This window comes from Kitasatospora sp. NBC_01287 (genome assembly GCF_026340565.1).
Taxonomy (GTDB): domain Bacteria; phylum Actinomycetota; class Actinomycetes; order Streptomycetales; family Streptomycetaceae; genus Kitasatospora.
The window spans coordinates 7,029,275-7,053,726 of record NZ_JAPEPB010000001.1 but is presented as its reverse complement, the minus strand read 5'-3'; the positions used below and the strand labels follow the sequence as shown (position 1 = coordinate 7,053,726).

The following is a 24,452-nucleotide window of genomic DNA, read 5'->3' as shown; positions in this document are numbered from 1 at the left end:
ACCGACCGGCCGGCCGGGCGATCGCTCCGGATCTCCCGTAGGACCGCGCGCCGCGGTGGCGTCCGTGGCTCGACCTGACCGCCGAGACGGTGGGACGCGGCGTGGCCGTGCGCCGGGCGCGGATCGTCTCGGAGCCGGTGAGCGAGTACATCAGGTACGAGCACAGCGGGACGTTCACCAACATCGCGGCGGGTGAGCAGGTCCGGTGGCTGCCGCGTCACCTGGCGTCCGACATCGCGCTGCCGGGCGACGACTTCTGGCTCTTCGACGGCCGGCTTGCCGTGTTCAACCACTTCACCGGCGCCGGTGACTGGCGTGACCCCGACCGGACATCGACCGACGAGCCGGCGGTGGCCAAGCTCTGCGCCGACGCCTTCGAGGCCGTCTGGGATCGAGCCACCCCGCACGAGCGGTACGCCGTCTAACTCGCTGCTACGAACACCCCAGGAACCAGGCGGACTGACGTGTGGTCAGCCCCTGCGAGTCCATGCGGTGAACGCGGCGGCCACGCTCAGGCAGTCGACGATCGTGATGAAGGCGACAACGTACCCCTCGCCGGACAAGAAGCCTGCGATGAAGCTCAGGAAAAGTGCCGAACAGAGCACGGTCGCGGTGGTGACCAGGGCTGCCATGACTGGGGCCAGCCGGGAGCCGCGTCGGAAGGCGATGGTGGTGATCAGCCACAGCACGGTCGGTGCTGCCGCCAGGACGGTGATGAAAGCCGTCACGAACTGGGACATCGCGGCTGCACGGTCGGGATCGCCGTACTCGTCCACGGCATTGGCAACGGCACCGAGCCGCACCGTGAAGTACGCGAAGGCGAGCACCACCGCACCCCAGAGCGCCGTGACCGTGAACATCAAGCGGAAAGCGAGCTTCGCCCTACGGGGCGTGGCAACGGCGGCTATCGGCACGAAGCCCGACCATAGTGGGAAAGGCCCAGGATTTCACCTGTATCCACGTCCTCGTGGAGCGTCGGGCAGTCACCTACTCCGGAGGTGCTGCCGATCGCTCGCGAACTTCGTGCCATGTCCTTGCTCCCCTCGGCGGGTTCCGTTCCGGAGAGCATCACGGTTTTTTGACAGGGAAGGTGACACTGATTCGCAGATATTCGCCGACGGTGCGGTACGCCCCCAGGTCGCCAGGGCCGAAGGTCGTCAGTACCGGCCCGACCTGATCCGGTCGATCACGGAGTCGTACTCGTCGTCCCAGGTCTCGGTGGGTGTGGGGGCGAAGGCGTGCAGCTCCTGGCGGAGCGCGGCGTAGTCCGGGTCGGCGGTCACGGCCGGGACGCCGATCAACTCGTAGAACGACCGGTAGTGCTCGGAGATGAAGAAGCGGTGGTGGAAGGGGTCGTAGAGGATCCGGCCGCCGGAGACCAACTGCATCGTGCGGCCGATCTCGGGCAGCGTCACCTCGAAGTAGGAGGCCACCCGGGCCGGGTCCGGCTGGAGGCCGGAGGCCGCGGCGGGTTTGGTCGTGTGGTCCGTCGTACTCGCCTGGAGCCAGGCGTAGTTGGCGCGGGCCCGCAGCTGGTTGGCGGCAACGCCCGCCGGGAGCGCGGCGGGTCCGTACGGGCCCTGGGGCAGGCCGCGGTCGATCGGCGCGCCCGAGTGGGAGGAGCGGATCTCCAGTCGGCTCGACGCGAGGGGACCGGAGTCGTTCGCACAGAGAGCGAGGACGCCGGCGCTGTGGCCCTCGTCCTCCAGGGCCTGCAGCACGGCTTGGCGCCGGACGATGGACTCCACCCGGGGGACGACGGCCTTGCTCAGCAGCCCGAGGTCGTCCTTGGTGGCGGGCCGGACCTTCTGGTAGTCGATCCGGTTGAGGGTGTTGGTCGTCGTTCTGGCGCAGTCATCCAGGAAGGGCATGTCACCTCTGCCTCACAGCTCCCCGTGGAGCCGGTCATGGTCGTGCCGGATCATCGGGCGCCGGGGGTCGCGCGAGCTGTTCAGGGCATGAGCATAGGGGTTCGGGGTCAACCACCGCAGCGGTTCGGCGACTTCGGCCTGTGCGGGGCAACGGGGGCGGCGGAGCGGCGGGGCGGCGCCGAGCCGTCCGGGACGTGCCTCGGACGTGCCTGGCCGGCCACCAGCACCGCGCGTAGACAGCACGCGTAGACACCGCGCGTAGAATCTCTTGACCTGGCGGGTTACCCAGCCGTACGTTTCCTCCCGCCTCGCGTGTGCCGGGTGTGCGGGGGGCGAGCCGCGCCCTCTCCCGGCAGGGGAAGGGAAGAAGCCGCATGCTCAAGATGTCCCTCAGGACCCACTCGAAGACGCTGGCCACCCTCGCGGTCGGTGTCGTCGTCGGCGGCGCCGTCGCGGGTGGCGGGCTGGCGCTCGCGGACAACCGGGTGCCGCGGACCGACCGCCAGATCACCAACATGACCAACGAGGTCAGCGACATCAAGGCCTACTACGGCGACACCGTCGACGCCCAGGGCGAGCACTGGCCGTCGCCTACCGGCAACTACGCCAAGCAGGTCGCCGGGATCGAGAAGGACGCCGAGAAGTACCTGCAGAGGCAGGCCCGCGACGACCGCGGGCAGCGGAAGGCGATCGTGCTCGACGTCGACGACACGTCACTGTCGACGTACAACTACGAGTTGGAGACCACCTTCGTCTACAACCCGGTCAGCAACGCCCAGTACATCGCCACCAAGACCATGCCGGCCGTCTTCGGCATGAACGCCCTGGCCACCTGGGCCCAGCAGCAGGGCTACACCGTCTTCTTCATCACCGGCCGGCCCGAGTCGCAGCGCGCCTCCACCGCCGCCAACCTGGCCGCCGTCGGCTTCCCGGCCGCGGACGCCTCCCACCTGTACCTGAAGAACGCGGCCACCCCGCCGGCCTATCTGCCGTGCGGCGCGACCTGCACCACCATCCAGTACAAGTCCGGTACCCGCGCCCACATCGAGGATCTCGGCTACAAGATCGTGGCGGACTTCGGGGACCAGAACAGCGACCTGTCCGGTGGCCACGCCGGCCAGACGTACAAGCTCCCGAACCCGATGTACTACCTCCCCTGACCGGCAGGGCGCTGCGGCCAAGGCGCGTGGTTCCCCACCGCCCCGGCCGCAGAGCGCCGCGCAGCGCCGGCTCAGCCGAGCGGGCCGCCGGCGATCCACTGTCCGTCGTAGGTGCCGCCGGAACAGACGACGCCCTCCAGGTACACGTAGGCCATCTGACCGCCGCCGGCGACGCACTGGTCGTAGCTGACGTAGGTGATGGGCGGACGGGCGGCGGCCGCACTGGCGGAGCCGGTGGTGGCCAGGCCCAGGCCCAGGGTGAGGGCCGAGCCGAGGAGGACGGTGGGGACGAGGCGGCGGCGCATGCGGATCACTCCGATCATCGGTGGGTGTCGTGTGCGCATCACCGTAGGCACCGCACCGCGCCCGCGCCGCCCCCGACCGCCGGGGCGGCGACCCCTGCCCGTCCGGGCCACCGCCCCTACCCCTCGCCCGCACCGCCCCTGACGGTCCGTCACCACCGGCCCGGCGCTCAGTCCTTGAAGACGCCGCCCTCCGCCGCCACCCGCTCCAGCAGCGCCGGCGGGGTGAACCGCTCACCGTAGGCGGCCGCCAACTCCCGGGCCCGCGCGGTGAATCCGGCGGCCCCGCCCGGGTAGCCGTTGATGTACTGCAGCACGCCGCCGGTCCAGGCCGGGAACCCGATGCCCAGGATCGAGCCGACGTTGGCGTCCGCGACCGAGGTGAGCACGCCCTCCTCCAGGCAGCGCACGGAGTCGAGCGCCTCGGCGAAGAGCATCCGCTCCTTCATGTCCTCGAACGGCACCTCGACGCCCTCACCGCCCTCGCCGCCCCCGCGCCCGAAGTGCTCGCGCAGGCCCGGCCAGAGGCGGCCGCGCCTGCCGTCGGCGTCGTACTCGTAGAAGCCCGCGCCGCCGCTGCGGCCCGGACGGCCGAACTCCTCGACCATCCGGTCGAAGACGACCTCGGCCGGGTGCGGCAGCAGCGGCTCGCCGGCCTCCTCGGCCGCGCGGACGGCCTCGGCGCGGATCTTGCGCGGCAGGGTCAGGGTCAGCTCGTCCAGCAGCGAGAGCACCTTGGCGGGGTAGCCGGCCTGCGCGGCCGCCTGCTCGATCGAGGCGGGCTCGACGCCCTCGGCGACCATCGCCACGCCCTCGTTGATGAACTGGCCGATCACCCGGGAGGTGAAGAAGCCGCGCGAGTCGTTGACCACGATCGGGGTCTTGCCCAGGCGGCGGACCAGGTCGAAGGCGCGGGCCACGGCCTCCTCCCCCGTCGCCTCGCCCTTGATGATCTCGACCAGCGGCATCTTGTCGACCGGCGAGAAGAAGTGCAGCCCGATGAAGTCGGCCGCCCGGTCAACGCCCTTGGCCAGCAGGCCGATCGGCAGCGTGGAGGTGTTGGAGCAGAGCAGCGCGTCGGGGTCGACGACGTCCTGGACCTCCTGGAAGACCTGGTGCTTGAGCTCGACGTTCTCGAAGACCGCCTCGATCACCGCGTCGCAGCCGGCCAGGTCGCCCGGCTCGGCGGCCGGGGTGATCCGGGCGAGCAGCTGCTCGCGCTGCTCGGCGGTGCCGCGCCCGCGTGCCACCGCCTTGTCCAACAGCCCGGCGGAGTAGGCCTTGCCGCGCTCGGCCGCCTCGATGCTGACGTCCTTGAGCACCACCTCAAGACCGGCCTTGGCACAGGAGTAGGCGATCCCGGCGCCCATCATGCCCGCGCCGAGCACCGCGACCCGGCGCACCTGGCGCTCGGGGATGCCACTGGGGCGCGAGGCACCGGAGTTGACGGCCTGCATGTCGAAGAAGAGCGCCTGGATCATGTTCTTCGCGGTCTGGCCGCAGACCAGTTCGGTGAAGTAGCGGGCCTCGATGACGAAGGCGTTCTCCACGTCGACCTGGCTGCCCTCGACGGCCGCCGCCAGGATGTTGCGCGGCGCCGGGTAGGGGGCGCCGTTCAGCTGCTTGCGCAGATTGGCCGGGTAGGCGGGCAGTTGGGCGGCCAGCGACGGGGAGGCGGGGGTGCCGCCGGGGATCTTGTAGCCCTTGACGTCCCAGGGCTGCTCGGCGCTCTCGTTGGCGGCGATGAAGGCGCGCGCCTTGGCCAGCAACTCATCCCGATCGGCAGCCAGTTCGTGCACGAGCCCGGCCTCGACGGCGGCCGCGGGGCGGTACTGGCGGCCGGTCAGCAGCCACTTGAGCAGCGCGTCCGCCAGGCCCAGCAGCCGCACCGTGCGGACCACCCCGCCGCCGCCCGGCAGCAGGCCCAGCGTCACCTCGGGGAACCCGATCTTGCTGCCGGGCGCGGTCAGCGCCACCCGGTGGTGGCAGGCCAGCGCCAGCTCCAGGCCGCCGCCCAGCGCGCTGCCGTTGATCGCGGCGACCACCGGCCTGCCCAGCGTCTCCAGGGTGCGCAGCGCGCGCTTGAGCCGCAGCGAGCCGGCGAAGAACTCCTCGGCGCCCTCGGGCCCGACGGCCGAAAGCATGCGCAGGTCGCCGCCGGCGAAGAAGGTCTTCTTGGCGGAGGTGATGACCACCCCGCGCAGTTCCCCGGCCTCGGCGAGGCGGGCCAGCTCGGCCACCGCGCTCTCGAAGTCGGCGGTGAAGGCGGTGTTCATGGTGTTGACGGACTGGTTGGGATCATCGAGGACGAGGGTCACGACACCCTCCTGGTCCTGTTCCCAGCGGATGACGGTCAGGTCGGTCATGGCAATGGTCTCCAGGGACACGGAAGGACGCGGAAGGACGCGGGAAGGGGGTCAGATCCGCTCGACGATGGTGGCGATGCCCATGCCGCCGCCCACGCAGAGGGTGGCCAGGCCGTAGCGCAGCTCGCGCCGCTCCAGCTCGTCGATCAGGGTGCCGAGGATCATCGCGCCGGTGGCGCCCAGCGGGTGGCCCAGCGCGATCGCGCCGCCGTTGACGTTCACCTGCTCGTGGGCGAAGCCGAGTTCGCGCATGAAGCGCAGCGCGACCGCCGAGAAGGCCTCGTTGATCTCCACCAGGTCGATGTCGGCGGCAGTCAGCCCGGCCTTGGCCAGCGCCTTGCGGGTGGCGGGGGCGGGGCCGGTGAGCATGATGGTGGGCTCGGAGCCGGAGACGGCGGCGGCGACGATGCGGGCGCGCGGGCGCAGCCCGTACCGCTCGCCGACGGCCGGCGAGCCGATCGCGACCAGCGAGGCGCCGTCCACGATGCCGGAGGAGTTCCCGGCGGTGTGCACGTGGTCGATCGCCTCCACCCAGTGGTACTTCTGCAGCGCCACCGCGTCGAAGCCGCCGGCCTCGCCGATGTTGGCGAAGGCGGGCTTCAGGCCGGCCAGGGTCTCGGCGGTGGTGCCCGGGCGCAGGTACTCGTCGCGCTCCAGCACGATCAGGCCGTTGCGGTCGCGCACCGGGACCACCGAGCGGTCGAAGAGCCCGTCGGCCTGGGCCTTGGCCGCGCGGGCCTGCGACTCGGCGGCGAAGGCGTCCACGTCGGCGCGGCTGAAGCCCTCGATGGTGGCGATCAGGTCGGCGCCGATGCCCTGCGGGACGAAGGAGACGTCGAAGTTGGTCATCGGGTCCATCGCCCAGGCGCCGCCGTCCGAGCCCATCGGGACCCGGGACATCGACTCGACGCCGCCGGCCAGCACCAGGTCCTCCCAGCCCGAACGGACCTTGGCGGCGGCCATGTTGACCGACTCCAGGCCGGAGGCGCAGAAGCGGTTCTCCTGCACGCCGGCCACGGTGTCCGGCAGGCCGGCCGCGACGGCGGCGATCCGGGCGATGTCGGAGCCCTGGTCGCCGAGCGGGCTGACCACGCCGAGCACGATGTCGTCGATCGCCGCCGGGTCCAACTCGGGCAGCCGGGCGCGCATTTCGCGGATCAGCCCGACCACCAGGTCGACCGGCTTGGTGGCGTGCAGCGAACCATTGCGGCCGCGGCCGCGCGGCGTGCGGATCGCCTCGTAGACGTACGCTTCGGTACTCACGACGGTTGCCTCTCAGGGGAGTCGGTCGGACGGTCAAGGCCGGGCAGGCCCCAGTCACGGGCCACCTCGGCGGTGTCGGCGCCGGGGCGGGCCGGGGGGCGACCCAGCACGGCGGGAGTGGCGGAGAAGCGCGGGGCGGGGGCGGGCTGGGTGACGCCGTCCCGGGTGAGGTAAGTGCCGCGCGCGGTCAGGTGCGGGTCCTGGGCCGCCTGGCGGAGCGTCAGCACCCGGGTGACACAGGCATCGCTGCCCGCGAAGACGGCGTCCCAGTGGGCCCCGGTGCGGCTCGCGAAGCGGGTGGCGATCAGCGCGCGCAACTCCGGCCAGCGGGCGGTGTCGTACTGCCCCGGCGCGTCCGGCCCCAGCTCCAGCAGCCGGGCGAACTCGGCGTAGAACCGCGGCTCCAGCGCGCCGACCGCGAAGTGGCCGCCGTCGCCCGCCTGGTAGACGGCGTAGCAAGGGGCACTGCCGTCCAGGAAGTTGACGCCACGCCGGTCCTGCCAGCGACCTTCGGCGAGCAACCCCCAGAAGAGCGTGGCCAGATGGGCGGTGCCGTCGACGATCGCGGCGTCCACCACCTGGCCCTGGCCGGTGGCGCGGGCGTGCTGCAGCGCCGCGAGCAGGCCGACCACCAGGTAGAGCGAGCCGCCCGCGTAGTCGCCGAGCAGGTTGACCGGGACGGCCGGCGGCCCGTCGCCCGGCCCGATCATCGAGAGCACCCCGCTGAGCGCGACGTAGTCGATGTCGTGCCCGGCGGTGGCGGCCAGCGGACCCTGCTGCCCCCAGCCGGTCATCCGCCCGTAGACCAGGGCCGGATTGCGGTCCAGGCAGGCCTCGGGGCCCACCCCCAGCCGCTCGGCGACACCCGGGCGGTACCCCTCGATCAGCAGGTCGGCGCGCTCGACGAGGTCGAGCAGCAGGCCGGGCCCGTCCGGAGCCTTGAGGTCGAGCAGCACCGAGCGCTTGCCGCGGTTGGTCAGGTCCAGCGCCGGGTCGCCGGCCAGTGGCGAGCCGCTGGGGCGGTCCACCCGCACCACGTCCGCGCCCAGGTCGGCGAGCAGCATCGCGGCGAACGGGCCCGGACCGATCCCGGCCAGCTCGACCACCCGCACCCAGGCGAGCGGACCGGCCGCCCGCACGGGGGCCGGGGCCGGGGCCGGGGCCGGGGCCGCAGGACCCTCCGCCGCGGAGCCGCCCGCCGCCCGTTCGCCGGTCACCCGGTCGCCAGTCACCCGGTCGCCTCCTCGCGAGCGTGACAGTGGAGCTGTAACACTCGGGATGGTATGCCGGTGACCCGCCAGTAACAAGGGCGGTGGAGCCGCCACCGGCGCGGCCCCCGGCGAAATCGGATTGACGCCGCGCCTACGGTCGACGAGTGAGCGATTCAGCCGACCTCCCGGACCTGGCGGAGCTCCTCGACGCCTACGACCAGCAACTGCGCGACGGCCCCCACGGCCCTGACCTGGCACGGGACCAGGACGGGCCGCTCCTGCGGCTCACCGGCGACAGCCGCGCCTTCGTGACCGCACCGCGCGACCTGGGCCTGACCGGCGCCGCGCTGGACGCGCTGATCGCCCGCCAGCAGGCCCACTTCGCGGCCCGCGGCCGACGCGTGGAGTGGAAGGTGCGCGGCCACGACCTGCCGACCGAACTGCCCGAGCGGCTCCTGGCGGCGGGCTTCGTCCCCGAGCAGCCCGCGACCGTCCTGGTCGGCCGCACCGAGCGGCTCGCGCTCCCGGCGGGCCGGGATCCCGCCCTGCCGGCCGGCGTGGGAGTGCGCCGCACCACCGACCCCGGCGACGCCGACCGGATCGCCGAGCTGGAGTCGGCGGTGTGGGGGCAGCGGATCGACACCATCGCCCCCTTCCTCAAGGGCCGGTTGGCCGCCGACCCCGAGGGCATCGCGATCCTTCTCGCCGAGGCCGACGGGCAGTTGGTCTCCGCCGGCTGGCTGACGCTCCCGCGGGGCTGCGACTTCGCCGGCCTCTGGGGCGGGGCGACACTGGAGCGGTGGCGCGGTCGCGGCGTCTACCAGGCGCTGGTGGCGCACCGGGCCCGGATCGCCCAGCGACTCGGCCACCGCTACCTACAGGTGGACGCCTCGGCACAGAGCGCGCCGATCCTGCGCCGCCTCGGGCTCGCGGCGATCACCACCTGCGTCCGGTACGTCTGGACGCCGCCGCCCCTCCCCCGCCCGGGGGAGGGCGATCAGCCCGCAGCCTGATGAACGGTCATCCGGCGGACCGTAGGGTCGGCGGCATGGAACGGATCGCGCTCGCCCTGGTGGGGCGCCGGGCCCGGGTGCGCTGGGTGCACCTGGTGCTCGGCGGTGCGCTGCTGATGCCCTTCTGGATGCTGGCCATGGTGCCGATGTACACGCTGTTCCCCGGCCGGACGGGATGGCCGGCGCTACTGGTGCAACTGCTCTGCCTGCCGATCGCGCTGCCCATGGCCTGGGTCGCCGGGCTGCTGCCGGTGGTCCGGGTACTGGTCAGCACCGCGGCCCGGGCGCTGGCCGCCCCCGCCGCCGAGCTGGCCGGCGGCCCGGCCCGCGGCTGGGCGGCCCGACGGCGCACCGCGCACTGGTTCACCCTGCACCTGCTGCTGGGCGGCGTGGTCAGCGGGATGTCGATCTCGGTGCCGCCCGCCGTGCTGGTGCTCTGGTTCACGCCGCACACCCTCTTCGCCCACCCCGCGACGCCCTGGGTGCGGCGCCTCGCCGGTGCGCCCCTGCTGCTGGGCACGGCGCTGCTGCTCCTGCTGCTCGGCACCAGCGCCGCCGCGGGCGCGCTGCTGGCCCGCCGGGCTCCCGCGCTGCTCGGGCCGAGCCCGGCGGAGCGGCTGGCCGCGGCCGAACGGCGGGCGGCGGTGCTGGCCCAGCGCAACCGGCTGGCCCGCGAACTGCACGACTCGGTCGGCCACGCGCTCAGCGCGGTCTCGATCCAGGCGGCGGCCGCCGCGCGGGTGCTGCACCGCGATCCCGCCTTCGCCGCCGAGGCGCTGGCGGCGATCGAGGAGGTGGCGCGCGAGGCGGTCGGCGAACTGGACACGGTGCTCGGGGTGCTGCGCGAAGAGGAGGGCGAACCGGCCCTCGGGGCCGGGCCCACGCTCGCCGGGCTCGAACCGCTGGTGCGCCAACTGGCGCTGGCCGGGGTGGCGGTGGAGACGCACACCGGGGCCGGCCTGGCGCTGCTGCCGGCGCCGGTCTCCCGGGAGGCGTACCGGATCGTGCAGGAGGGGCTGACCAACGTGCTCCGGCACGCCGGGCCGGTGCCGGCCACCCTGCGGCTGGACCTGCGGGACGGGCGGCTGGACGTGGAACTGACCAACGCCCTCGGCGCGGGCCGGCCCAGCCGCCCCGGCGGCGGGCGCGGGCTGCGCGGGGTGGCCGAGCGGGCCGCCGCGCTGCGCGGCGGGTGCGAGAGCGGGCGCACGGCGGACGGGGCGGCCTGGCGGCTGGCCGTCTGGCTGCCGGTCACCGCCGGCGCGACGGGAGAGGCGGGGACGGCATGAACGGGGACGGCGTGAGCAGGGACGGCGCGAGCGGGGACAGCGCGAGCGGGGACGGCACGGACGTGGGCAGGGGCGGGGGTGCGGAGAGCGGCGCGGAGACCGGTGCGGCCGCGCCGATCAGGGTGGTGATCGCCGACGACGAGCGGCTGGTCCGGCTGGGTCTGCGCGTGGTGATCGACGCCGAGCCCGACCTGACCGTGGTCGGCGAGGCCGCGGACGGCAGCGCCGTGCTGCCACTGGTCCGCGAGACCCGCCCGGACGTGGTGCTGATGGATGTGCGGATGCCCGAGGTGGACGGCATCCGCGCCACCACCCTGGTGCTGGACTCGCTGCCCGAACCGCCCCGCGTGCTGGTCGTGACCACCTTCGAGAACGACGACTACGTCTACCAGGCGCTGCGGGCCGGCGCGGCCGGGTTCCTGCTCAAGCGGGCCAGGGCGGCGGAACTGGTGCAGGCGGTGCGGCTGGTGGCACGCGGCGACTCGCTGCTCTACCCGGCGGCGATCCGCGAGCTGGCGGCCGGGCGCCCGCGACCGGGTGCCGGCCGCGCCGACGGACCCGGCCCGATCGCCCGGCTCACCGAGCGCGAGAGCCAGGTGCTGCGGCTGATGGCGACCGGGCGGAACAACGCGGAGATCGCGGACCACCTGGTGCTCAGCCCCGAGACGGTGAAGTCGCACGTGGGCAACGTGCTCGCCAAACTCGGCGCGCGCGACCGGACCCAGGCGGTGATCACGGCGTACGAGTGCGGCTTCGTCCGCCCCGACTGAACCCCCCGCGCGGGCCGGCCCGGTGCGGGCCCGCGCCGGCTGCTCCGACCCGTGCGGTCGGGGACGTGGCAGTCCGCCCAGGACGTTCTAGGCGACCCGATATTGGTGCGAGCGCGATGGGCGGGCACCTCTATGATGCGGGGCCATGACGAGACGTGGCCTGACCTTGGCCTTTGCGATAGCCCTCAGCACAGTGACAGTGACAGCGGCCGGCCAGGCGCACGCGGATGTCTGCACGACGATGGCCACCGGCACCTACAGCATCGACGGCGTGTACGGCCCGATCCCCAATGTGCGTGCGGGTGGATCGCATACAACTGACAACATGCTGCACCTCGACGCCCCGGACCAGGCCTCCGCCGAGTACGACATGATGATCATCCCCACCCAGCAGCAAGGCGGCTACACGCCCGGTCCGGCTCCGTCCGTGCAGCTGAGCGTGGACGGCGGCCCGTCGCACAGCTTCTCGTTCACCTGGCAGTTGGCTCCCCAGTCCGGCGATCTCGGCACCTGGAACTCCGGCCGCGTCGCGTTCGGCGGGCTGTCGCGCGGTGACCACGTGCTGCACGAGACCCTGTCGATGCCCGCCGGCAGCCCGGACGGGGTGTACGAGCTCGAAGCGGAGGCGTACCTGGGGCCGTGCGCCATGATCACGCCCACCAAGCTGGGCACGGTGAGCGACTATTTCACCGGCGGCAACCCCGCCCAGGCGCCCGCCCCGACCCCCGGCGGCGGCACGACCCGGACGCCGAGCCCGCGGGCGACCGCGACCACGACCGGCACACCCGAGCCGAGCCCGCGGGCGACCGCGACCCCGAAGCCGAGCCTCCGCGCGACCGCGAAGCCGAGCCCGCGCGCGACCACTACCGCAGCCGCAGCCGCTGCACCGGAGCCGAGCCCGACCACGGACCCGCCGTCGCCTTCCGCCTCCCCCACGCCTTCCGCCTCGCCGTCACCGATCGCGAGCCCGACGCCGTCGCCGAGCCCGACGCCGACCACGGTGAAGTCGCCGACCGTGGTCCAGCTGGCAGCCACGCCTGCCGCGCACAGCAGCCCCGCGCTGCCGTGGGTGGTCGGGGTGCTGGGAGTGCTGGCCGCGCTGGCGGCGGGTGGGGCGTTCGCGCTGCGCCGGCGCCGGGTGGTGGTGGCGGGTGCGGTCGAGGCACCGGCGGCCGATCCCGAGCCCGCCGCAGAGAGCGCGCCGGCTCCGGAGCCCGGACAGCGGACGCCCGGCACCGACTGACGCCCCCTCTGGACATGGACGGCCGACCACGGAGTGGAGCCTAGATCCGCCAGTCGCGGATCCGGTCGGCCGCCGCGAAGACGTCCGCCGTGGTGTCGGCCACGTCGCGGGCCAGTTCGACCAGGGCGCCGTACGGCGGGTCGATGCCCTCCTTGGCCGCGTGCATGTAGGCGGCGGTCGCCATGCAGGCGTAGAGGTTGTTGCGCACCGGCAGCGGGCGGAGCAGCACGATGGTGTGCATCAGCGCGGCCGCGCACCACGCCGGGTCGGCGTCGTGGCCGAGTTGGGCGGTGTTCACCCGGTGCCGCGCCACGGCCGCCTGGAGCGCCGAGTAGTCGCGCACGCTCAAGTCCTCGGGGGAGGCCTGCTCCTGGACATCGAGGAGCCAGCGGATGTCGACGTGCAGGATCATCAGGCCGCGCGGCGCCGGGCGGCGGGGGTGTCCTCGGGGAAGGCGGCGTCGAACTCCTCCAGGTGCGCGTTCCAGAACGCCACCGCGTGGTTGACGAAGGTTCGGCGCTGCTGCTCGCGCACGCTCAGGTCGTGGACGTATGCCTTGACGGTCTTGCCGTCGGCCGCCGCGGCCTCGCGGATGGCGGCCAGTTCCGCCTCGGTGTACTCGATGTTGAGAGCCGGCATGCGGCTCAGGGTACCGGAGCGGTACCGGGCCGGGACAGGGCTGCGAGAATTCTCCGCGAACCCTGCAACAGGCCGCACCACCCATCGCGTTAGACAGACATGGACCAGCACCCACCGACGACCGAACAGGCGCCGCCGGGCCGGATCGACTTCCTGGACTTCGCCGCGGCCCGAGGCGGGCAGCTCCACCGCACGGCCTACCTGCTCACCGGCGGCGACTCCCATCTGGCCGAGGACCTGGTGCAGGAGGCGCTGAGCCGGGTGTACGTGCGCTGGAAGCGGGTGTCGCGACTGGAGAATCCGGCCGGCTACACCCAGACCGTGCTGGTCAACACCTTCCTGAGCATGCGACGCCTGCGGAGCAGCAGCGAGCGGGTGACCATCGAGTTCCCCGAGGTCGCGGTCAACGACCAGGACCCGACGCTGCGCCTGACCCTGTTGCAGGCCCTGCGCGACCTCCCCGCGCAGGACCGCGCGGTGCTCGTGCTGCGGTTCTGGGAGGACCGCAGCGTCGAGGAGACCGCCGCCGCGCTGCACCTGAGCTCCACCGCCGTGCGTTCGCGCAGCCATCGCGCGCTGCACCGGATGCGCGCCCTGCTGGGCACCGGCTTCACCGAGCGGACGTCCCAGCCGCGCTGACCGGGCATGCCGCCCGCCCGTCGACCGCCAGCCTCCCCTCCCCCCGCGAGACCTGACCGAAAGCAGCATCTGCCATGTCCTTCGAAGAGGAATTCAGCCATGCCCTGCGGGAGGCGGCCACCGACTCACCGCCGGTAGCGGTGGACCTGCTGGCGCTCGGCGCCGCCGAGCGCGGACAGCGCCGCAAGCGCCGGCGCACCGTGCTCGCGAGTGCCGCCACCGTGGCGCTGCTGGCCGGCGTCGGCGCGTTGACGCTGCAGCCGCGCCCGAGCGCCGAGGCGGCCGGCCCGAGCGCTGACGGTCGGGGCGCCCCGACCGTCAGCGCGGCGGCGAGCGGTTCACCGACGACCACCCCTTCGCCGTCGGCCCCTTCCCCGTCCACCCCTTCCCCGTCGGCCACGGCACCGGTCAGCGCCGAGCAGTTGCTGGAGCTGTTCAAGACGAAGCTGCCCGGCGGGCTGCAGCTGAGCGACCCGATGGCGCGGGACAACGTCGACGGGGTCTCGAACCGGTTCGCCGCCCTCACCGTCACCGACGGCCGAGGCTCCAGCAGCGTCGAGATCACGATCCAGCACGCGCCGCCCTGGCCGAACCCGACCAAGCCCCCCATCGGCAACTGCCTGACCACCGACCCCGACTGCGTCGGCACCGCACAGCCCGGCGGCGCCTACCTGCTGGCCTACCACCCCCCGCGGGCCGCGGGCGGCGCGCAGCAGTGGAGCGCCATGTTCGACCGGCCCGACGGGGCAAGGGTGATCGTCGACGAGAGCGACGTCCCGGGCCCCGGCACCGGCCGGACCGAGCCGTACGCCAACGCACTGCTGCTGAGCCCGGAGCAGCTCTCGGCCCTCGCGCTCGATCCGGTCTGGGCGCCGCTGGCGGTCGGCCTGCCCACCCCGTGGGCCTCCCCCAAGTGACCGGCCCGGGCCGTGGCGGCCGGCGGGGCGACCCCGGGCCCGGCCGCCCGGCATCGGTCCACCCGCCTCACATCGGATCCACCCGCCGCAGCCCCGACTCGTCCAGCCGCAGCCAGCGGGTGAGCCCGAGCCCGCGCAGGAACGGCAGGTCGTGGCTGACCACCACCAGCGCGCCCTGGTAGGAATCCAGCGCGTCGGTGAGCTGGCCCACGCTCGCCAGGTCGAGGTTGTTGCTCGGCTCGTCGAGCAGCAGCAGCTGCGGCGGCGGGTCGGCGAGCAGCAGCGCGGCCAGTGTCGCGCGGAACCGCTCGCCGCCGGAGAGGGTGCCGGCCAACTGGTCGGCCCGCCCGCCGCGGAACAGGAACCGGGCCAGGCGGGCCCGGATCTGGTTGTCGGAGACGGCGGGTGCCAGCGCCTTGACGTTCTCCGCCACACTCAGCGCGTCGTCCAGCAGGTCGAGCCGCTGCGGCAGGTACCTGATCGGCACCGGGCTGGTGATCTCGCCCTCCAGCGGCGCGAGTTCACCCGCGATGGTGCGCAGCAGGGTGGACTTGCCGGCCCCGTTGGCGCCGACCAGGGCGATCCGCTCGGGGCCGCGCAGGTCGAGCTTGACGCTGTGGCCGTAGGCGAGCCGGACGTTCTCCATGGTCAGCACGGTGCGGCCGGGCGGCACCTCGGTGCGCGGCAGGTCGATCCGGATCTCGGCGTCGTCGCGCACCGCCTCCTCGGCGGCGTTCAGCCGGTCACGGGCGTCGGCCAACCGCTCGGCGTGCATGCCGCGCACCCGCCCCGCGGTGACCTCGGCCTTCCGCTTGAAGGCACCGGCGAGGATCTTCGGGTCGTTCCTGGTGATCGACTTCTTCTTGCCGTAGCTGGCGCTGCGGGCGAGGCGGACGTTGGCCTCCACCAAGTCCCGCTGCTGGCGGTGCACATCGGCCTCGGCCACCCGCACCAGCCGCTCGGCGGCCTCCTGCTCGGCCGCCAAGGTCCGCTCGTAGTCGTCGAAGTTGCCGCCGTACCAGGTGACTTCGCCGTCGCGCAGGTCGGCGATCTGGTCCACGCGCCGCAGCAGCTCGCGGTCGTGGCTGACGATCACCAGCACGCCCGTCCAGCTCGCCACCGCCTCGTAGAGGCGCTCACGGGCCGAGCGGTCCAGGTTGTTGGTCGGCTCGTCGAGCAGCAGCACGTCGGGCCGCTCGATCAGCAGGGCCGCCAGCCGCAGCAGCACGGCCTCGCCGCCGGAGAGCTCGCCGGTGGTGCGGTCCAGGTCGAGCCGGCCCAGGCCCAGCTTGTCCAGGGTGGCGCGGGCCCGCTCCTCGACGTCCCAGTCGTCACCGAGCGCGGTGAAGTGCCGCTCGGCGGCGTCACCGGACTCGATCGCGTGCAGCGCCTCGCGGCGCTCGCGGATGCCCAGCGCCTCGTCCACCCGAAGGCCCGTGTCGAGTGCCAGGTCCTGTGGCAGGTAGCCGAGTTCGCCGCCGATCCGGACGCTGCCGGCGGAGGGCGTGAGCTCGCCCGCCAGCAGCCGCAGCAGGGTGGACTTGCCGGCCCCGTTGAGGCCGATGAGCCCGGTCCGGCCGGGGCCGACGGCGAGGTGGAAGCGGTCCAGGACGGGCTTGCCGTCCGGCCACTCGAAGCTGAGGTCGGTACAGAGGATCGCGGTGGTCGTCGATGCCATGGGGGCCTCCTGCGGGTTGCTCGTGGGACGGGAAGGGGCAACACGGAGACACCGCGGGAGGGCAGGGGGTCGGACGGCGGAACAGGCAGCTCCGGACCGAGGCCGAGCACACTCACCGAACGCGCGAACACTCAGCGCGATCGACCGCGCGGGTAAGCAGCGCGGGAGCGGTGTCTCATGACCTCAGTAAAGCAACGGCCTTCTCCTGTTCCGGTGGACCAACGAGCCCAACGGTACGACGGGCGGGAGCGGCGGGCAATGCATTTACGGGCGACCGATTCAGAGGCCTGATGCGCGTCCGTTTAGGATCGGACCCATCATGAGTGCCACTCTCGTAACCAAGGACCTGGCCGCCGGCCACGGCGACCGCACCCTGTTCTCCGGGCTCGACCTGGTCATCGCTCCCGGCGAGGTGACCGGCCTGGTCGGCGTGAACGGGGCCGGCAAGTCGACGCTGCTGCGGCTGCTGGCCGGGCTGGACAGCCCCGAGAGCGGCTCGATCACGCTCAGCCCGCGCGGCGCCAACGTCGGCCACCTGCCGCAGGAGCCCGAGCGGCGGGCCGGTGAGACGGTCGGCGCGTTCCTGGCCCGGCGCACCGGCGTCGCCGCCGCGCAGGCCGCGCTGGACGAGGCCACCGAGGGCCTGGTCGAGGGCCGGGCCGGCGCGGACGACGCCTACGGCGACGCGCTGGAGCGCTGGCTCGACCTCGGCGGTGCCGACCTGGAGGAGCGCGCCGAGCAGGTCACCGACTCGCTCGGCCTGGCCGTCGGCCTGGACCAGGAGATGACCTCGCTCTCCGGTGGTCAGGCGGCCCGCGCGGGCCTGGCCTCGCTGCTGCTCTCCCGCTACGACGTCTTCCTGCTGGACGAGCCCACCAACGACCTGGACCTGGACGGCCTGGCCCGGCTGGAGGAGTTCGTCACCGGCCTGCGCGCGGGCACCGTGCTGATCAGCCACGACCGCGAGTTCCTGGCCCGCACGGTCACCCGGGTGCTGGAGCTGGACCTGGCCCAGCAGCAGGTCAACCTCTACGGCGGCGGCTACGCCTCCTACCTGGAGGAGCGCGCCCGGGAGCGGCGGCACGCCCGCGAGGAGTACGAGGAGTACGCCGACACCAAGTCCGGCCTGGAGGCCAGGGCCCGGGTGCAGAAGGGCTGGGCGGACAAGGGCGTGCGCAACGCGCTGAAGAAGAGCCCGGACAACGACAAGATCCGCAAGGCCGCCGCGATCTCCTCCTCGGAGAAGCAGGCCGCCAAGGCCAAGCAGACCCAGCGGCTGATCGAGCGCCTGGACGTGGTCGAGGAGCCGCGCAAGGAGTGGGAGCTGCAGATGGAGATCGCCGTCGCCCCGCGTTCGGGCGCGGTGGTGGCGACGCTGCGTCAGGCCGCCCTGCGGCGCGGTGGGTTCGGCTTCGGCCCGGTGAACCTGCAGATCGACTGGGCGGACCGGGTGGCGATCACCGGCGCGAACGGCGCGGGCAAGTCCACCCTGCTGGCCGCCCTGCTGGGCCGGCTCACCCTCGACTCCGGTGAGGCGGCGCTCGGTTCGGGCGTGGTGGTCGGCGAGGTCGACCAGGCGCGCGGCCTCTTCCTGGGCACCGAGACGCTGCTGGCGGCCTTCGAGGCGGCCGTGCCCGAACTCTCCCCCGCCGATGTCCGCACCCTGCTCGCCAAGTTCGGCCTCAAGGCGGCCCACGTGCTGCGCCCCGCCGACACCCTCTCCCCCGGCGAACGCACCCGGGCGGCGCTGGCCCTGCTCCAGGCCCGCGGCGTCAACCTGCTGGTCCTGGACGAGCCGACCAACCACCTCGACCTGCCCGCCATCGAGCAGCTCGAATCGGCCCTCGCCTCCTACACCGGCACCCTGCTGCTGGTCACCCACGACCGCCGGATGCTGGAGACGGTCTCGGTCAACCGCCGCCTCGCGGTGGCGGACGGACAGGTCACGGAGCTGTAGGAGCTCTCGGAGCTGTCGGAGCCGGGCGGGTGCGGCGAGGCTCCGGCGGGACGACCGGGCCCAGGTTGGTTTAGACCACTGCCGGGCTTCCCATACAGGTCATATGACCTCCTACCCCAGTGTCCCGCTGCACCCGATGGCCGTGCCCGCTCACGAGGCCGAGGCACGCGCCAGGGACTTCCACCAGGTGATGGCCCAGCGCCGCACCGTGCGCGACTACGACCGCCGACCGATCCCCGAGGGGGTGCTGGACTGGGCGGTGCGCACCGCCGCCACCGCGCCGAGCGGGGCCCACGTTCAGCCGTGGCGGTTCGTGGTGATCACCGACCCCGAGCGCAAGCGGCGGCTGCGCGAGGCCGCCGAGGCCGAGGAGCGCGAGTTCTACGACCACCGGGCCTCGGCGGAGTGGCTGGCCGCGCTGGCACCGATCGGCACCGACTGGCACAAGCCGTTCCTGGAGGACGCGCCGGCCGTGATCGTGGTCTTCGAGGTGCACAAGGGCCCCGACTCGCCGCGCCCCTACTACACCAAGGAGTCGGTCGGCATCGCCGTCGGCCTGCTGCTCGCCTCGCTGCACCAGGCCGGACTGGCCACCCTGACCCACACCCCGAGCCCGATGAAGTTCCTCAACGAGGTCTGCGACCGGCCCGCCGAGGAGCGCGCCGCCTACGTGATCCCGGTCGGGTACCCGGCCGACGAGGCCCGGGTGCCGGACCTGCGGCGCAAGGAGCTGGACGAGGTGCTGGTCCGGCTCTGACGCGCTCGCGGCCCCGGGTCAGCCGGTGCGCACGTTCACCGTGCTGAAGCCGAGCGAGCGCAGCAGCTCCTCAAGGGCGTCGCGGGTGTTCTGCTCGGCGCGCTGGAGCAGCCCGGAGTCCTGGGCGGCGCTGGCGATGCGCCGGGTGGCCAGCCGCTCCACCTGCTGCTGGTCACCCGGGTTGCCGGAGAGGAAGTCGCCGATCCGGTCGAAGAGGCCGCGCTCCTGGGAGTAGACGTAGGAGCGTTTGCTGTCGAGCGCCACCTGCCCCAGCTGGGCGTGCGGCACGACGAGGGTGGCGCTGCGGCGGTCGGCGGAGACGGTGACACCGGATCCGGCGACCTTGCCGAGGTCGACGTAGGCCTCCACCGTGCCGGCGGCCACGTACAGGGTCCGGTGGCCCAGCAGCGCGGACGGGAGGAACTTCGCCTCCTGGTCGAGGTCGACCACGAGCTGGAAGTTGCCGGTCGCCGAGGTGTAATGACTCATGTCCTGGATGGACTTGAGCAGCACCGGTTGGCTGCGGTCGGTCGTCCGCTCGGCGAACGGGTCGGGCAGGCCGGGCAGCAGGCGCAGGTCGGCCGCGGCCAGGAAGAGCGCGGTGATCACGGCCAGGGTGACCGGCAGACCGACGTACCACGGGACCCGGCGGCGCGCGGGGGCGGCGGGGGCCGGGGCGGGGGCCGGCTCCCGGTCGGCGCCCCGGTCTGACGCGGGCGTGTCGGGGTCTGACGCGGGCCTGTCGGGTCTGTCGGGGAGTGGGGCGGTTCCCCGCCGGGAGGAACGGAACATGGCGGACTGCCTCCTTCGGCACTGAGTCGGCGTTGAGTCGGCACCAGTCCGGGCCGAGCCGCCCGGATGCCTGAACTCCGTTGCTCGGCACGCTCGGTGAGCGTCGGATCTCGCCTGCCCCGAACCGGCTGGACGACGCCGGCGCGCAGCCGCCGGTTTGAACTCCGCCCAGCGGGCAGGCGCTTGACCGGGCCGCTGCGACATCTCCCCGCCGTGCGGCCGCTGGTGAAGCCCCGGTGCCGCCGGGAGCGGCACGGCGCGGGCCCGACCGGGCCCGGCAGCGAAGGAGGATCGGTATGAGCGTGTTGATCGCATCGGTGGTCGTCGTGCTGGCGGTCGCGGCGGGTCTCGCCGTGGCACTCCCGCGGCTGACCACCCACCGGCTCCAGCAGCGCTTCGGGCCGGAGTACGACCGGACGGTGCGGACCCACGACGGCCGCACCCGGGAGGCCGAACAGGAGCTCGTCGAACGGCTGCGCCTGGTCCGCCGGTTGAACCTCACCCCACTGCCGCGGCGGCGCGTCGAGGAGACCACGGCCCGGCTCGGCACGCTCCAGGAGCTCTTCGTCGACGACCCGGCCCGCGCGCTGGACGAGACCTCGGCGCTGCTGGACGCGGCGCTGGACGAGATCGGGTACCCCACCCAGGGGCGAGCGGGCGCGCTGTCGGTCGACCACGGGGCGCGGCTGCCCGCCTACCGGTCGGCGCAGCGGGTGCTCGAACGCACCCGCTCCGAGCAGGTCGGCACCGAGGAGCTGCGGACGGCTCTGCTGGGGGTGCGGGACATGATCGTGGAGGTCGTGCGGGCCGGCGCCGGGCGTCGCCCCGAGGGCTCGACCCCGCCCGCGCCGGCGGCGCCGTCCCGGCGCGCGCAGCGTCCGACCGTCCCGCGCCAGGCCATCCGCTGACCGGCGGCACCCGGCACCCGGCACCCGGCACCGACAACTCGAAGGAGAGTACGACGATGGCCCAGTACGGATCCGCGGCGGCGAACGACGACGACAGCGCCGCCGACCACGGCTCGACCCCTGACACCCGTGCGGCGGACCGCCGCCGCGAGCAGGCGTCGGCGGACCTGGCGAAGCGGGAGCCGGACACCTACCGGCCGGACAGCGACCGCCGCGACACCGACCGTCGGGACAGCGACCGCCGGGACAGCAACCGCTCGGACGCCGGCAGGCGCCCGGCCGGCGGGCGGTTCGCCGTCGTCCCGGCCGGGGAGCAGGCCGCGCCGAGAGGGGCCGACAGCCAGTCCGCCACCGACAACGCCGCCGTCGGCAGCGGCAGCGGCAGCGGATGGCTCGCCCCCGAGCGCGCGCAGCGACTCCGCGCCGAGTGGCACTCCGTCCAGGCGGGCTTCGTCGACGACCCGCGCCAGTCCGTCGACGAGGCGGATGCCCTGGTCGAGAAGTCGATCGGCCTGATCACCGAGGCCGTCGCGGAGCGCCGCCGCCAGCTGCGCGGTCCCGACCCGGCGCCGGGCGAGGAGCCCGCGGGCCGCACCGAGGAACTGCGGCTCACCCTGCGGCAGTACCGCACCCTGCTGGACCGGCTGCTGGACGCCTGACGCTCCACGGCCTCCGGGCACCAGGGCCCACCCGAGTCCGCCACCCGCCGACACCGGCGGACGGCGGGCGCGGGTGGGCTGACATCATTCGTACCGTGACCGACATCGCCGATGAGCCCGCCCCCACCGCGCCGCCCGCCGACAGCCACCCGCCGGAGTGGCTCGACCTGCCGGACGGCTTCGCGCTGCGCCGCCGCACCGCCGCGGACGCCGGCGAGATGAACAGCGTGATCGTGCGCAACAACGCGCACCTGCGGCCGTGGATGCCCTGGGCGGCCGGCCTGCCGACCCTGGCGCACACCGCCGAGATGATCCGGCTCGGCTCCCAGCTGTGGGAACAGGGCTCGGACTTCCTCTACGTGCTGGTGCACGCCGAGCGGCCCGGCGGGGTGCTGGGCATGTTCGGCCTGCACCGGCGGATCGGCCCCGGCGCCATCGAGATCGGCTACTGGATCGACCAGGCGCACACCGGTCGTTCGCTGGCCACCAACGGCGCGGCGGCGCTCACCGGGGCGGCGCTCCGGCTCGTCGACGTGGAGCGGGTGGAGATCCACTGCGACGAGGCGAACGCGGCCAGCGCCGCCGTCCCGCGCAAGCTCGGCTACCGGCTCGACCGCATCGCCGAGGGCCCGATCGCGGCGCCGGCCGAGACCGGGCGCAAGCTGATCTGGATCCAGCGGCGCCCGGCCCACTGAGCCCGGCCGCCGCGCCCGCGCCCCAACGCCCCTCCGGTCCCCGCGCCCTACGCCCTACGCCCTACGCCGGAACCATCCGGGCCCGGGCGATCACCGCCTCGGTGTCCACCCCGACCGGCAGCGTGCCGAAGGCGCTGCCGTGGTCGCCGCCCAGCCGCGAGGCGCAGAACGCGTCGGCCACCGCCGGTTCGCCGTGCCGCACCAGCAGCGCCGCCTGCAGGGTGAGCGCCATCGACTCGACCACCCGGCGGGTGCGGTACTCGACCTCCGCCAGGTCGCCGAGCTCCTTGCGCAGCGTGGCCACCGCCGCGTCCAGCCGGCGGTCGGCGCCCGCCACCGCGTCCAGTTCGGCGAAGTAGGCCTGCACGGACTCGGGGCTGCGGGCCATGGCGCGCAGCGCGTCCAACGCCGCCACGTTGCCCGAGCCCTCCCAGATCGAGACCAGCGGCGCCTCCCGGTAGAGCCGGGGCATCCCCGACTCCTCGACGTAGCCGTTGCCGCCCAGGCACTCCAGCGCCTCGGCCGCGTGCGCCGGCCCGCGCTTGCAGACCCAGTACTTGGTCACCGCCAGCGCCAGGCGCTTGAAGTGCGCCTCGCCCTCGTCGCCCGCCGCCGCCCGGTCGGTGGCCTCGGCCAGCCGCAGCGCCACCGTGGTCGCGGCCTCGGACTCGATCGCCAGGTCGGCCAGCACGTTGCGCATCAGCGGCTGGTTGACCAGCTCGGTGCCGAACGCCCGCCGGTGGTCGGCGTGCTGGACGGCGCGCTGGACGCCCAGCCGCATCCCGGCGGCCGCGCCCAGGGTGCAGTCGAGCCGGGTCATGTTGACCATCTCGATGATGGTCCGCACCCCGCGCCCCTCCTCGCCGACCAGCCAGCCCACCGCCTCCTCGTACTCCAGCTCGGCGGAGGCGTTGGAGCGGTTGCCCAGCTTCTCCTTGAGCCGCTGGATCCGCAGCGCGTTGCGGGTGCCGTCGGGCAGCACCCGGGGCAGCAGGAAGCAGCTGAGCCCGCCCGGCGCCTGGGCGAGCGTCAGGAAGACGTCCGACATCGGCGCGGAGGTGAACCACTTGTGGCCGGTCAGGTGGTAGGTGCCGTCCCCGGCGGGCAGCGCGACGGTGGTGTTGGCCCGGACGTCCGAGCCGCCCTGCTTCTCGGTCATCGACATGCCGGCGATCAGCCCGCGCTTGCCCTGCGGCTCGCGCAGCCCGAAGTCGTAGACGTTCGAGGCGAGCAGCGGCTCGAAGGTCTCGGCCAGTGCGGGGGTGGCGCGCAGCGCCGGAACGGCGGCGTAGGTCATCGAGACCGGGCAGCCGTGGCCGGCCTCGACCTGGCTCCACAGGTAGAACTTGGCGGCCCGCGCGGTGTGCGCGCCCGGGCGCGGGTCGCGCCAGGGCGCGGCGTGCAGGCCGTGCTCGACCGCGACGCTCATCAGCTGGTGCCACGCCGGGTGGAACTCGACCTCGTCGATCCGGTGCCCGAACCGGTCGTGGGTGCGCAGCACCGGCTCGTTCTCGTTGGCCAGCCGCCCCCACTCGGCGGCCCGCTCGGTGCCGCCGAGCACGCCGAGTTCACGCAGTTCGGGCTCGGCCCAGCCGGCTCCGGCCCGGTGCAGCGCGGCGAGCAGGGCGGGGTCCTCGGCCAGGTTGTGGCCGTAGGGCGGCGGGACCTGGTTGGTGACCTCGTGGGTGTGCGGCACGGTCTGCTCCCTACTCGTGAGTAAGACAGCACCAGAGTAGGGGTTCCACCGACGGCGGACTACGATCGGCCGATGACGGAACGCACCGATCTCAGCAGCCCGCCCGAGGACCGCTATCCCGCCCTGTTCGCGCCGCAGCGCTGGGAGTGGGGCGGGATCGACGCCCAGTTCGCCGTCGAGATGCCGCCGGACGAGCTGATCACCAACATCCACCTGATCGGTTTCGCCGGCGATCTGGTGGTGCTCTGCCGTGATGCCCGGGGCCACTGGTTCCTGCCCGGCGGCACCCGGGAGCCGGGCGAGTCGGTCGGCGACTGCCTGGCCCGCGAGTTGCGCGAGGAGGCGGGGGCGCGGCTGCTCGGCGAGCCGGTCTGGCTGGGCGCGCACCGGGCGGTGACGGACCGTCCGACGCCGTACCGGCCCTGGCAGCCGCACCCGCTCAAGGCCTGGCTCTGGGGCCACGCCGAGGTCCTGGTGGACAGCGAGCCGACCAACCCGGCGGACGGCGAGCAGGTGGTCGAGGTGCGCGCGGTGCCGGTCGGCGAGGCGGGCGCGCTGCTCTCGCGCGGGCGCGAGCGGTGGTGGGCCGAGCTGATCGAACTGGCGGCGGCGCACCGGAGCTGACGG

Annotated in this window: 24 protein-coding genes and 1 pseudogene; 14 read left to right on the top strand and 11 right to left on the bottom strand. The window is 73.7% G+C overall.

All coding sequences use genetic code 11. From position 1 onward, the window contains the following. Positions 1 to 41: 41 nt before the first annotated feature. Positions 42 to 425: pseudogene (locus tag OG455_RS30905) on the top strand (DUF6879 family protein); the annotation flags it as partial. A 45-nt stretch (positions 426 to 470) separates the two neighbouring features. Here the strand turns inward: OG455_RS30905 and OG455_RS30900 are convergent. Continuing rightward, a complete protein-coding gene (locus OG455_RS30900) occupies positions 471 to 914 on the bottom strand; it encodes a hypothetical protein (protein WP_266299342.1) in 444 nt (147 codons plus the stop codon). Positions 915 to 1,157: 243 nt separating this feature from the next. Beyond that, entirely contained in the window at positions 1,158 to 1,871 is a 714-nt protein-coding gene (locus tag OG455_RS30895; RefSeq protein ID WP_266299340.1) for a hypothetical protein, read from the bottom strand. Between the two features lie 374 nt (positions 1,872 to 2,245). On the opposite strand from OG455_RS30895, the gene OG455_RS30890 reads away from it, so the two are divergent. After that, a complete protein-coding gene (locus tag OG455_RS30890; RefSeq protein ID WP_266299338.1) occupies positions 2,246 to 3,031 on the top strand; it encodes an HAD family acid phosphatase in 786 nt (261 codons plus the stop codon). 71 nt (positions 3,032 to 3,102) lie between these two features. On the opposite strand, the gene OG455_RS30885 is transcribed toward OG455_RS30890, so the two are convergent. From OG455_RS30885 to OG455_RS30870, 4 genes are all read right to left on the bottom strand, one after another. Next, complete coding sequence (locus tag OG455_RS30885) at positions 3,103 to 3,336, bottom strand: hypothetical protein (protein WP_266299336.1); 234 nt, start codon at positions 3,334 to 3,336, stop codon at positions 3,103 to 3,105. A 167-nt stretch (positions 3,337 to 3,503) separates the two neighbouring features. Next, positions 3,504 to 5,699 (bottom strand): 3-hydroxyacyl-CoA dehydrogenase NAD-binding domain-containing protein, encoded by a 2,196-nt coding sequence (locus OG455_RS30880; protein WP_266299334.1) that lies wholly within the window; start codon positions 5,697 to 5,699, stop codon positions 3,504 to 3,506. 51 nt (positions 5,700 to 5,750) lie between these two features. Further along, the gene (locus OG455_RS30875) at positions 5,751 to 6,962 is read right to left on the bottom strand and encodes an acetyl-CoA C-acetyltransferase (protein ID WP_266299332.1); all 1,212 of its coding nucleotides are present in this window, start codon (positions 6,960 to 6,962) and stop codon (positions 5,751 to 5,753) included. Continuing rightward, the gene (locus OG455_RS30870; protein ID WP_266301020.1) at positions 6,959 to 8,101 is read right to left on the bottom strand and encodes a CaiB/BaiF CoA-transferase family protein; all 1,143 of its coding nucleotides are present in this window, start codon (positions 8,099 to 8,101) and stop codon (positions 6,959 to 6,961) included. Before OG455_RS30870 ends, OG455_RS30875 begins: the two co-directional genes overlap by 4 nt. Before the next feature lie 236 nt (positions 8,102 to 8,337). Between OG455_RS30870 and OG455_RS30865 the strand changes: the two genes are divergently transcribed. The 4 genes from OG455_RS30865 (at position 8,338) to OG455_RS30850 (ending at position 12,488) form a co-directional block, all read left to right on the top strand. Next, positions 8,338 to 9,186 (top strand): GNAT family N-acetyltransferase, encoded by an 849-nt coding sequence (locus OG455_RS30865; RefSeq protein ID WP_266299330.1) that lies wholly within the window; start codon positions 8,338 to 8,340, stop codon positions 9,184 to 9,186. 35 nt (positions 9,187 to 9,221) lie between these two features. Continuing rightward, entirely contained in the window at positions 9,222 to 10,475 is a 1,254-nt protein-coding gene (locus OG455_RS30860) for a sensor histidine kinase (RefSeq protein WP_266299328.1), read from the top strand. Next, entirely contained in the window at positions 10,472 to 11,245 is a 774-nt protein-coding gene (locus tag OG455_RS30855) for a response regulator transcription factor (RefSeq protein ID WP_266299326.1), read from the top strand. The genes OG455_RS30860 and OG455_RS30855 overlap by 4 nt, the downstream gene beginning before the upstream one ends. 193 nt (positions 11,246 to 11,438) lie before the next feature. Beyond that, complete coding sequence (locus OG455_RS30850; protein WP_266299324.1) at positions 11,439 to 12,488, top strand: hypothetical protein; 1,050 nt, start codon at positions 11,439 to 11,441, stop codon at positions 12,486 to 12,488. Positions 12,489 to 12,528: 40 nt separating this feature from the next. Here the strand turns inward: OG455_RS30850 and OG455_RS30845 are convergent, their stop codons facing one another. Together OG455_RS30845 and OG455_RS30840 are read right to left on the bottom strand one after the other, a co-directional pair. Then, positions 12,529 to 12,900 (bottom strand): toxin Doc, encoded by a 372-nt coding sequence (locus OG455_RS30845; RefSeq protein WP_266299322.1) that lies wholly within the window; start codon positions 12,898 to 12,900, stop codon positions 12,529 to 12,531. Further along, positions 12,900 to 13,127 carry a hypothetical protein gene (locus tag OG455_RS30840; protein ID WP_266299320.1) on the bottom strand — a complete coding sequence of 76 codons (228 nt, stop codon included), beginning with the start codon at positions 13,125 to 13,127 and terminating at the stop codon, positions 12,900 to 12,902. The genes OG455_RS30845 and OG455_RS30840 overlap by 1 nt, the downstream gene beginning before the upstream one ends. 99 nt (positions 13,128 to 13,226) lie before the next feature. Between OG455_RS30840 and OG455_RS30835 the strand changes: the two genes are divergently transcribed. Both OG455_RS30835 and OG455_RS30830 read left to right on the top strand, forming a co-directional pair. Continuing rightward, positions 13,227 to 13,766 carry a SigE family RNA polymerase sigma factor gene (locus OG455_RS30835; protein WP_266299318.1) on the top strand — a complete coding sequence of 180 codons (540 nt, stop codon included), beginning with the start codon at positions 13,227 to 13,229 and terminating at the stop codon, positions 13,764 to 13,766. 74 nt (positions 13,767 to 13,840) lie between these two features. Then, positions 13,841 to 14,683, top strand: a complete 843-nt coding sequence (locus tag OG455_RS30830; protein WP_266299316.1) for a hypothetical protein — start codon at positions 13,841 to 13,843, stop codon at positions 14,681 to 14,683. Positions 14,684 to 14,750: 67 nt separating this feature from the next. Here the strand turns inward: OG455_RS30830 and OG455_RS30825 are convergent, their stop codons facing one another. Next, positions 14,751 to 16,361, bottom strand: a complete 1,611-nt coding sequence (locus OG455_RS30825) for an ABC-F family ATP-binding cassette domain-containing protein (protein WP_266299314.1) — start codon at positions 16,359 to 16,361, stop codon at positions 14,751 to 14,753. Positions 16,362 to 16,680: 319 nt separating this feature from the next. On the opposite strand from OG455_RS30825, the gene OG455_RS30820 reads away from it, so the two are divergent. Together OG455_RS30820 and OG455_RS30815 are read left to right on the top strand one after the other, a co-directional pair. Further along, a complete protein-coding gene (locus OG455_RS30820; protein WP_266299312.1) occupies positions 16,681 to 18,318 on the top strand; it encodes an ABC-F family ATP-binding cassette domain-containing protein in 1,638 nt (545 codons plus the stop codon). A 103-nt stretch (positions 18,319 to 18,421) separates the two neighbouring features. After that, entirely contained in the window at positions 18,422 to 19,075 is a 654-nt protein-coding gene (locus OG455_RS30815) for a nitroreductase family protein (protein WP_266299310.1), read from the top strand. Between the two features lie 18 nt (positions 19,076 to 19,093). Here the strand turns inward: OG455_RS30815 and OG455_RS30810 are convergent, their stop codons facing one another. Beyond that, complete coding sequence (locus tag OG455_RS30810; protein WP_266299308.1) at positions 19,094 to 19,867, bottom strand: DUF4230 domain-containing protein; 774 nt, start codon at positions 19,865 to 19,867, stop codon at positions 19,094 to 19,096. Between the two features lie 296 nt (positions 19,868 to 20,163). Between OG455_RS30810 and OG455_RS30805 the strand changes: the two genes are divergently transcribed. The 3 genes from OG455_RS30805 to OG455_RS30795 all read left to right on the top strand — a co-directional run bounded on the left by OG455_RS30805 (position 20,164) and on the right by OG455_RS30795 (position 22,129). Further along, positions 20,164 to 20,775: a hypothetical protein gene (locus tag OG455_RS30805; protein ID WP_266299306.1), complete on the top strand. Its 612-nt coding sequence runs from the start codon at positions 20,164 to 20,166 to the stop codon at positions 20,773 to 20,775. Between the two features lie 56 nt (positions 20,776 to 20,831). Then, positions 20,832 to 21,434: a hypothetical protein gene (locus tag OG455_RS30800; RefSeq protein WP_266299304.1), complete on the top strand. Its 603-nt coding sequence runs from the start codon at positions 20,832 to 20,834 to the stop codon at positions 21,432 to 21,434. A gap of 95 nt (positions 21,435 to 21,529) precedes the next feature. Continuing rightward, on the top strand, positions 21,530 to 22,129 hold the full coding sequence (locus tag OG455_RS30795; protein WP_266299302.1) for a GNAT family N-acetyltransferase: 600 nt from the start codon (positions 21,530 to 21,532) through the stop codon (positions 22,127 to 22,129). A gap of 61 nt (positions 22,130 to 22,190) precedes the next feature. Here OG455_RS30795 and OG455_RS30790 read toward each other — a convergent pair whose 3' ends face one another. Continuing rightward, a complete protein-coding gene (locus OG455_RS30790; RefSeq protein WP_266299301.1) occupies positions 22,191 to 23,825 on the bottom strand; it encodes an isovaleryl-CoA dehydrogenase in 1,635 nt (544 codons plus the stop codon). Positions 23,826 to 23,897: 72 nt separating this feature from the next. Here OG455_RS30790 and OG455_RS30785 point away from each other — a divergent pair, with 72 nt between their 5' ends. Beyond that, complete coding sequence (locus OG455_RS30785) at positions 23,898 to 24,449, top strand: NUDIX hydrolase (RefSeq protein ID WP_266299300.1); 552 nt, start codon at positions 23,898 to 23,900, stop codon at positions 24,447 to 24,449. Positions 24,450 to 24,452 lie beyond the last annotated feature (3 nt).

What these genes read in the sequence shown, in the direction of transcription:
- OG455_RS30805 (WP_266299306.1), top strand. Translation starts at nt 20,164, where the DNA reads ATGAGCGTGTTGATCGCATCGGTGGTCGTCGTGCTGGCGGTCGCGGCG.
- OG455_RS30825 (WP_266299314.1), bottom strand. Translation starts at nt 16,361, where the DNA reads ATGGCATCGACGACCACCGCGATCCTCTGTACCGACCTCAGCTTCGAG.
- OG455_RS30880 (WP_266299334.1), bottom strand. Translation starts at nt 5,699, where the DNA reads ATGACCGACCTGACCGTCATCCGCTGGGAACAGGACCAGGAGGGTGTC.
- OG455_RS30885 (WP_266299336.1), bottom strand. Translation starts at nt 3,336, where the DNA reads ATGCGCCGCCGCCTCGTCCCCACCGTCCTCCTCGGCTCGGCCCTCACC.
- OG455_RS30840 (WP_266299320.1), bottom strand. Translation starts at nt 13,127, where the DNA reads ATGCCGGCTCTCAACATCGAGTACACCGAGGCGGAACTGGCCGCCATC.
- OG455_RS30820 (WP_266299312.1), top strand. Translation starts at nt 16,681, where the DNA reads ATGAGTGCCACTCTCGTAACCAAGGACCTGGCCGCCGGCCACGGCGAC.
- OG455_RS30830 (WP_266299316.1), top strand. Translation starts at nt 13,841, where the DNA reads ATGTCCTTCGAAGAGGAATTCAGCCATGCCCTGCGGGAGGCGGCCACC.
- OG455_RS30815 (WP_266299310.1), top strand. Translation starts at nt 18,422, where the DNA reads ATGACCTCCTACCCCAGTGTCCCGCTGCACCCGATGGCCGTGCCCGCT.
- OG455_RS30860 (WP_266299328.1), top strand. Translation starts at nt 9,222, where the DNA reads ATGGAACGGATCGCGCTCGCCCTGGTGGGGCGCCGGGCCCGGGTGCGC.
- OG455_RS30855 (WP_266299326.1), top strand. Translation starts at nt 10,472, where the DNA reads ATGAACGGGGACGGCGTGAGCAGGGACGGCGCGAGCGGGGACAGCGCG.
- OG455_RS30895 (WP_266299340.1), bottom strand. Translation starts at nt 1,871, where the DNA reads ATGCCCTTCCTGGATGACTGCGCCAGAACGACGACCAACACCCTCAAC.
- OG455_RS30785 (WP_266299300.1), top strand. Translation starts at nt 23,898, where the DNA reads ATGACGGAACGCACCGATCTCAGCAGCCCGCCCGAGGACCGCTATCCC.
- OG455_RS30890 (WP_266299338.1), top strand. Translation starts at nt 2,246, where the DNA reads ATGCTCAAGATGTCCCTCAGGACCCACTCGAAGACGCTGGCCACCCTC.
- OG455_RS30835 (WP_266299318.1), top strand. Translation starts at nt 13,227, where the DNA reads ATGGACCAGCACCCACCGACGACCGAACAGGCGCCGCCGGGCCGGATC.
- OG455_RS30800 (WP_266299304.1), top strand. Translation starts at nt 20,832, where the DNA reads ATGGCCCAGTACGGATCCGCGGCGGCGAACGACGACGACAGCGCCGCC.
- OG455_RS30845 (WP_266299322.1), bottom strand. Translation starts at nt 12,900, where the DNA reads ATGATCCTGCACGTCGACATCCGCTGGCTCCTCGATGTCCAGGAGCAG.
- OG455_RS30810 (WP_266299308.1), bottom strand. Translation starts at nt 19,867, where the DNA reads ATGTTCCGTTCCTCCCGGCGGGGAACCGCCCCACTCCCCGACAGACCC.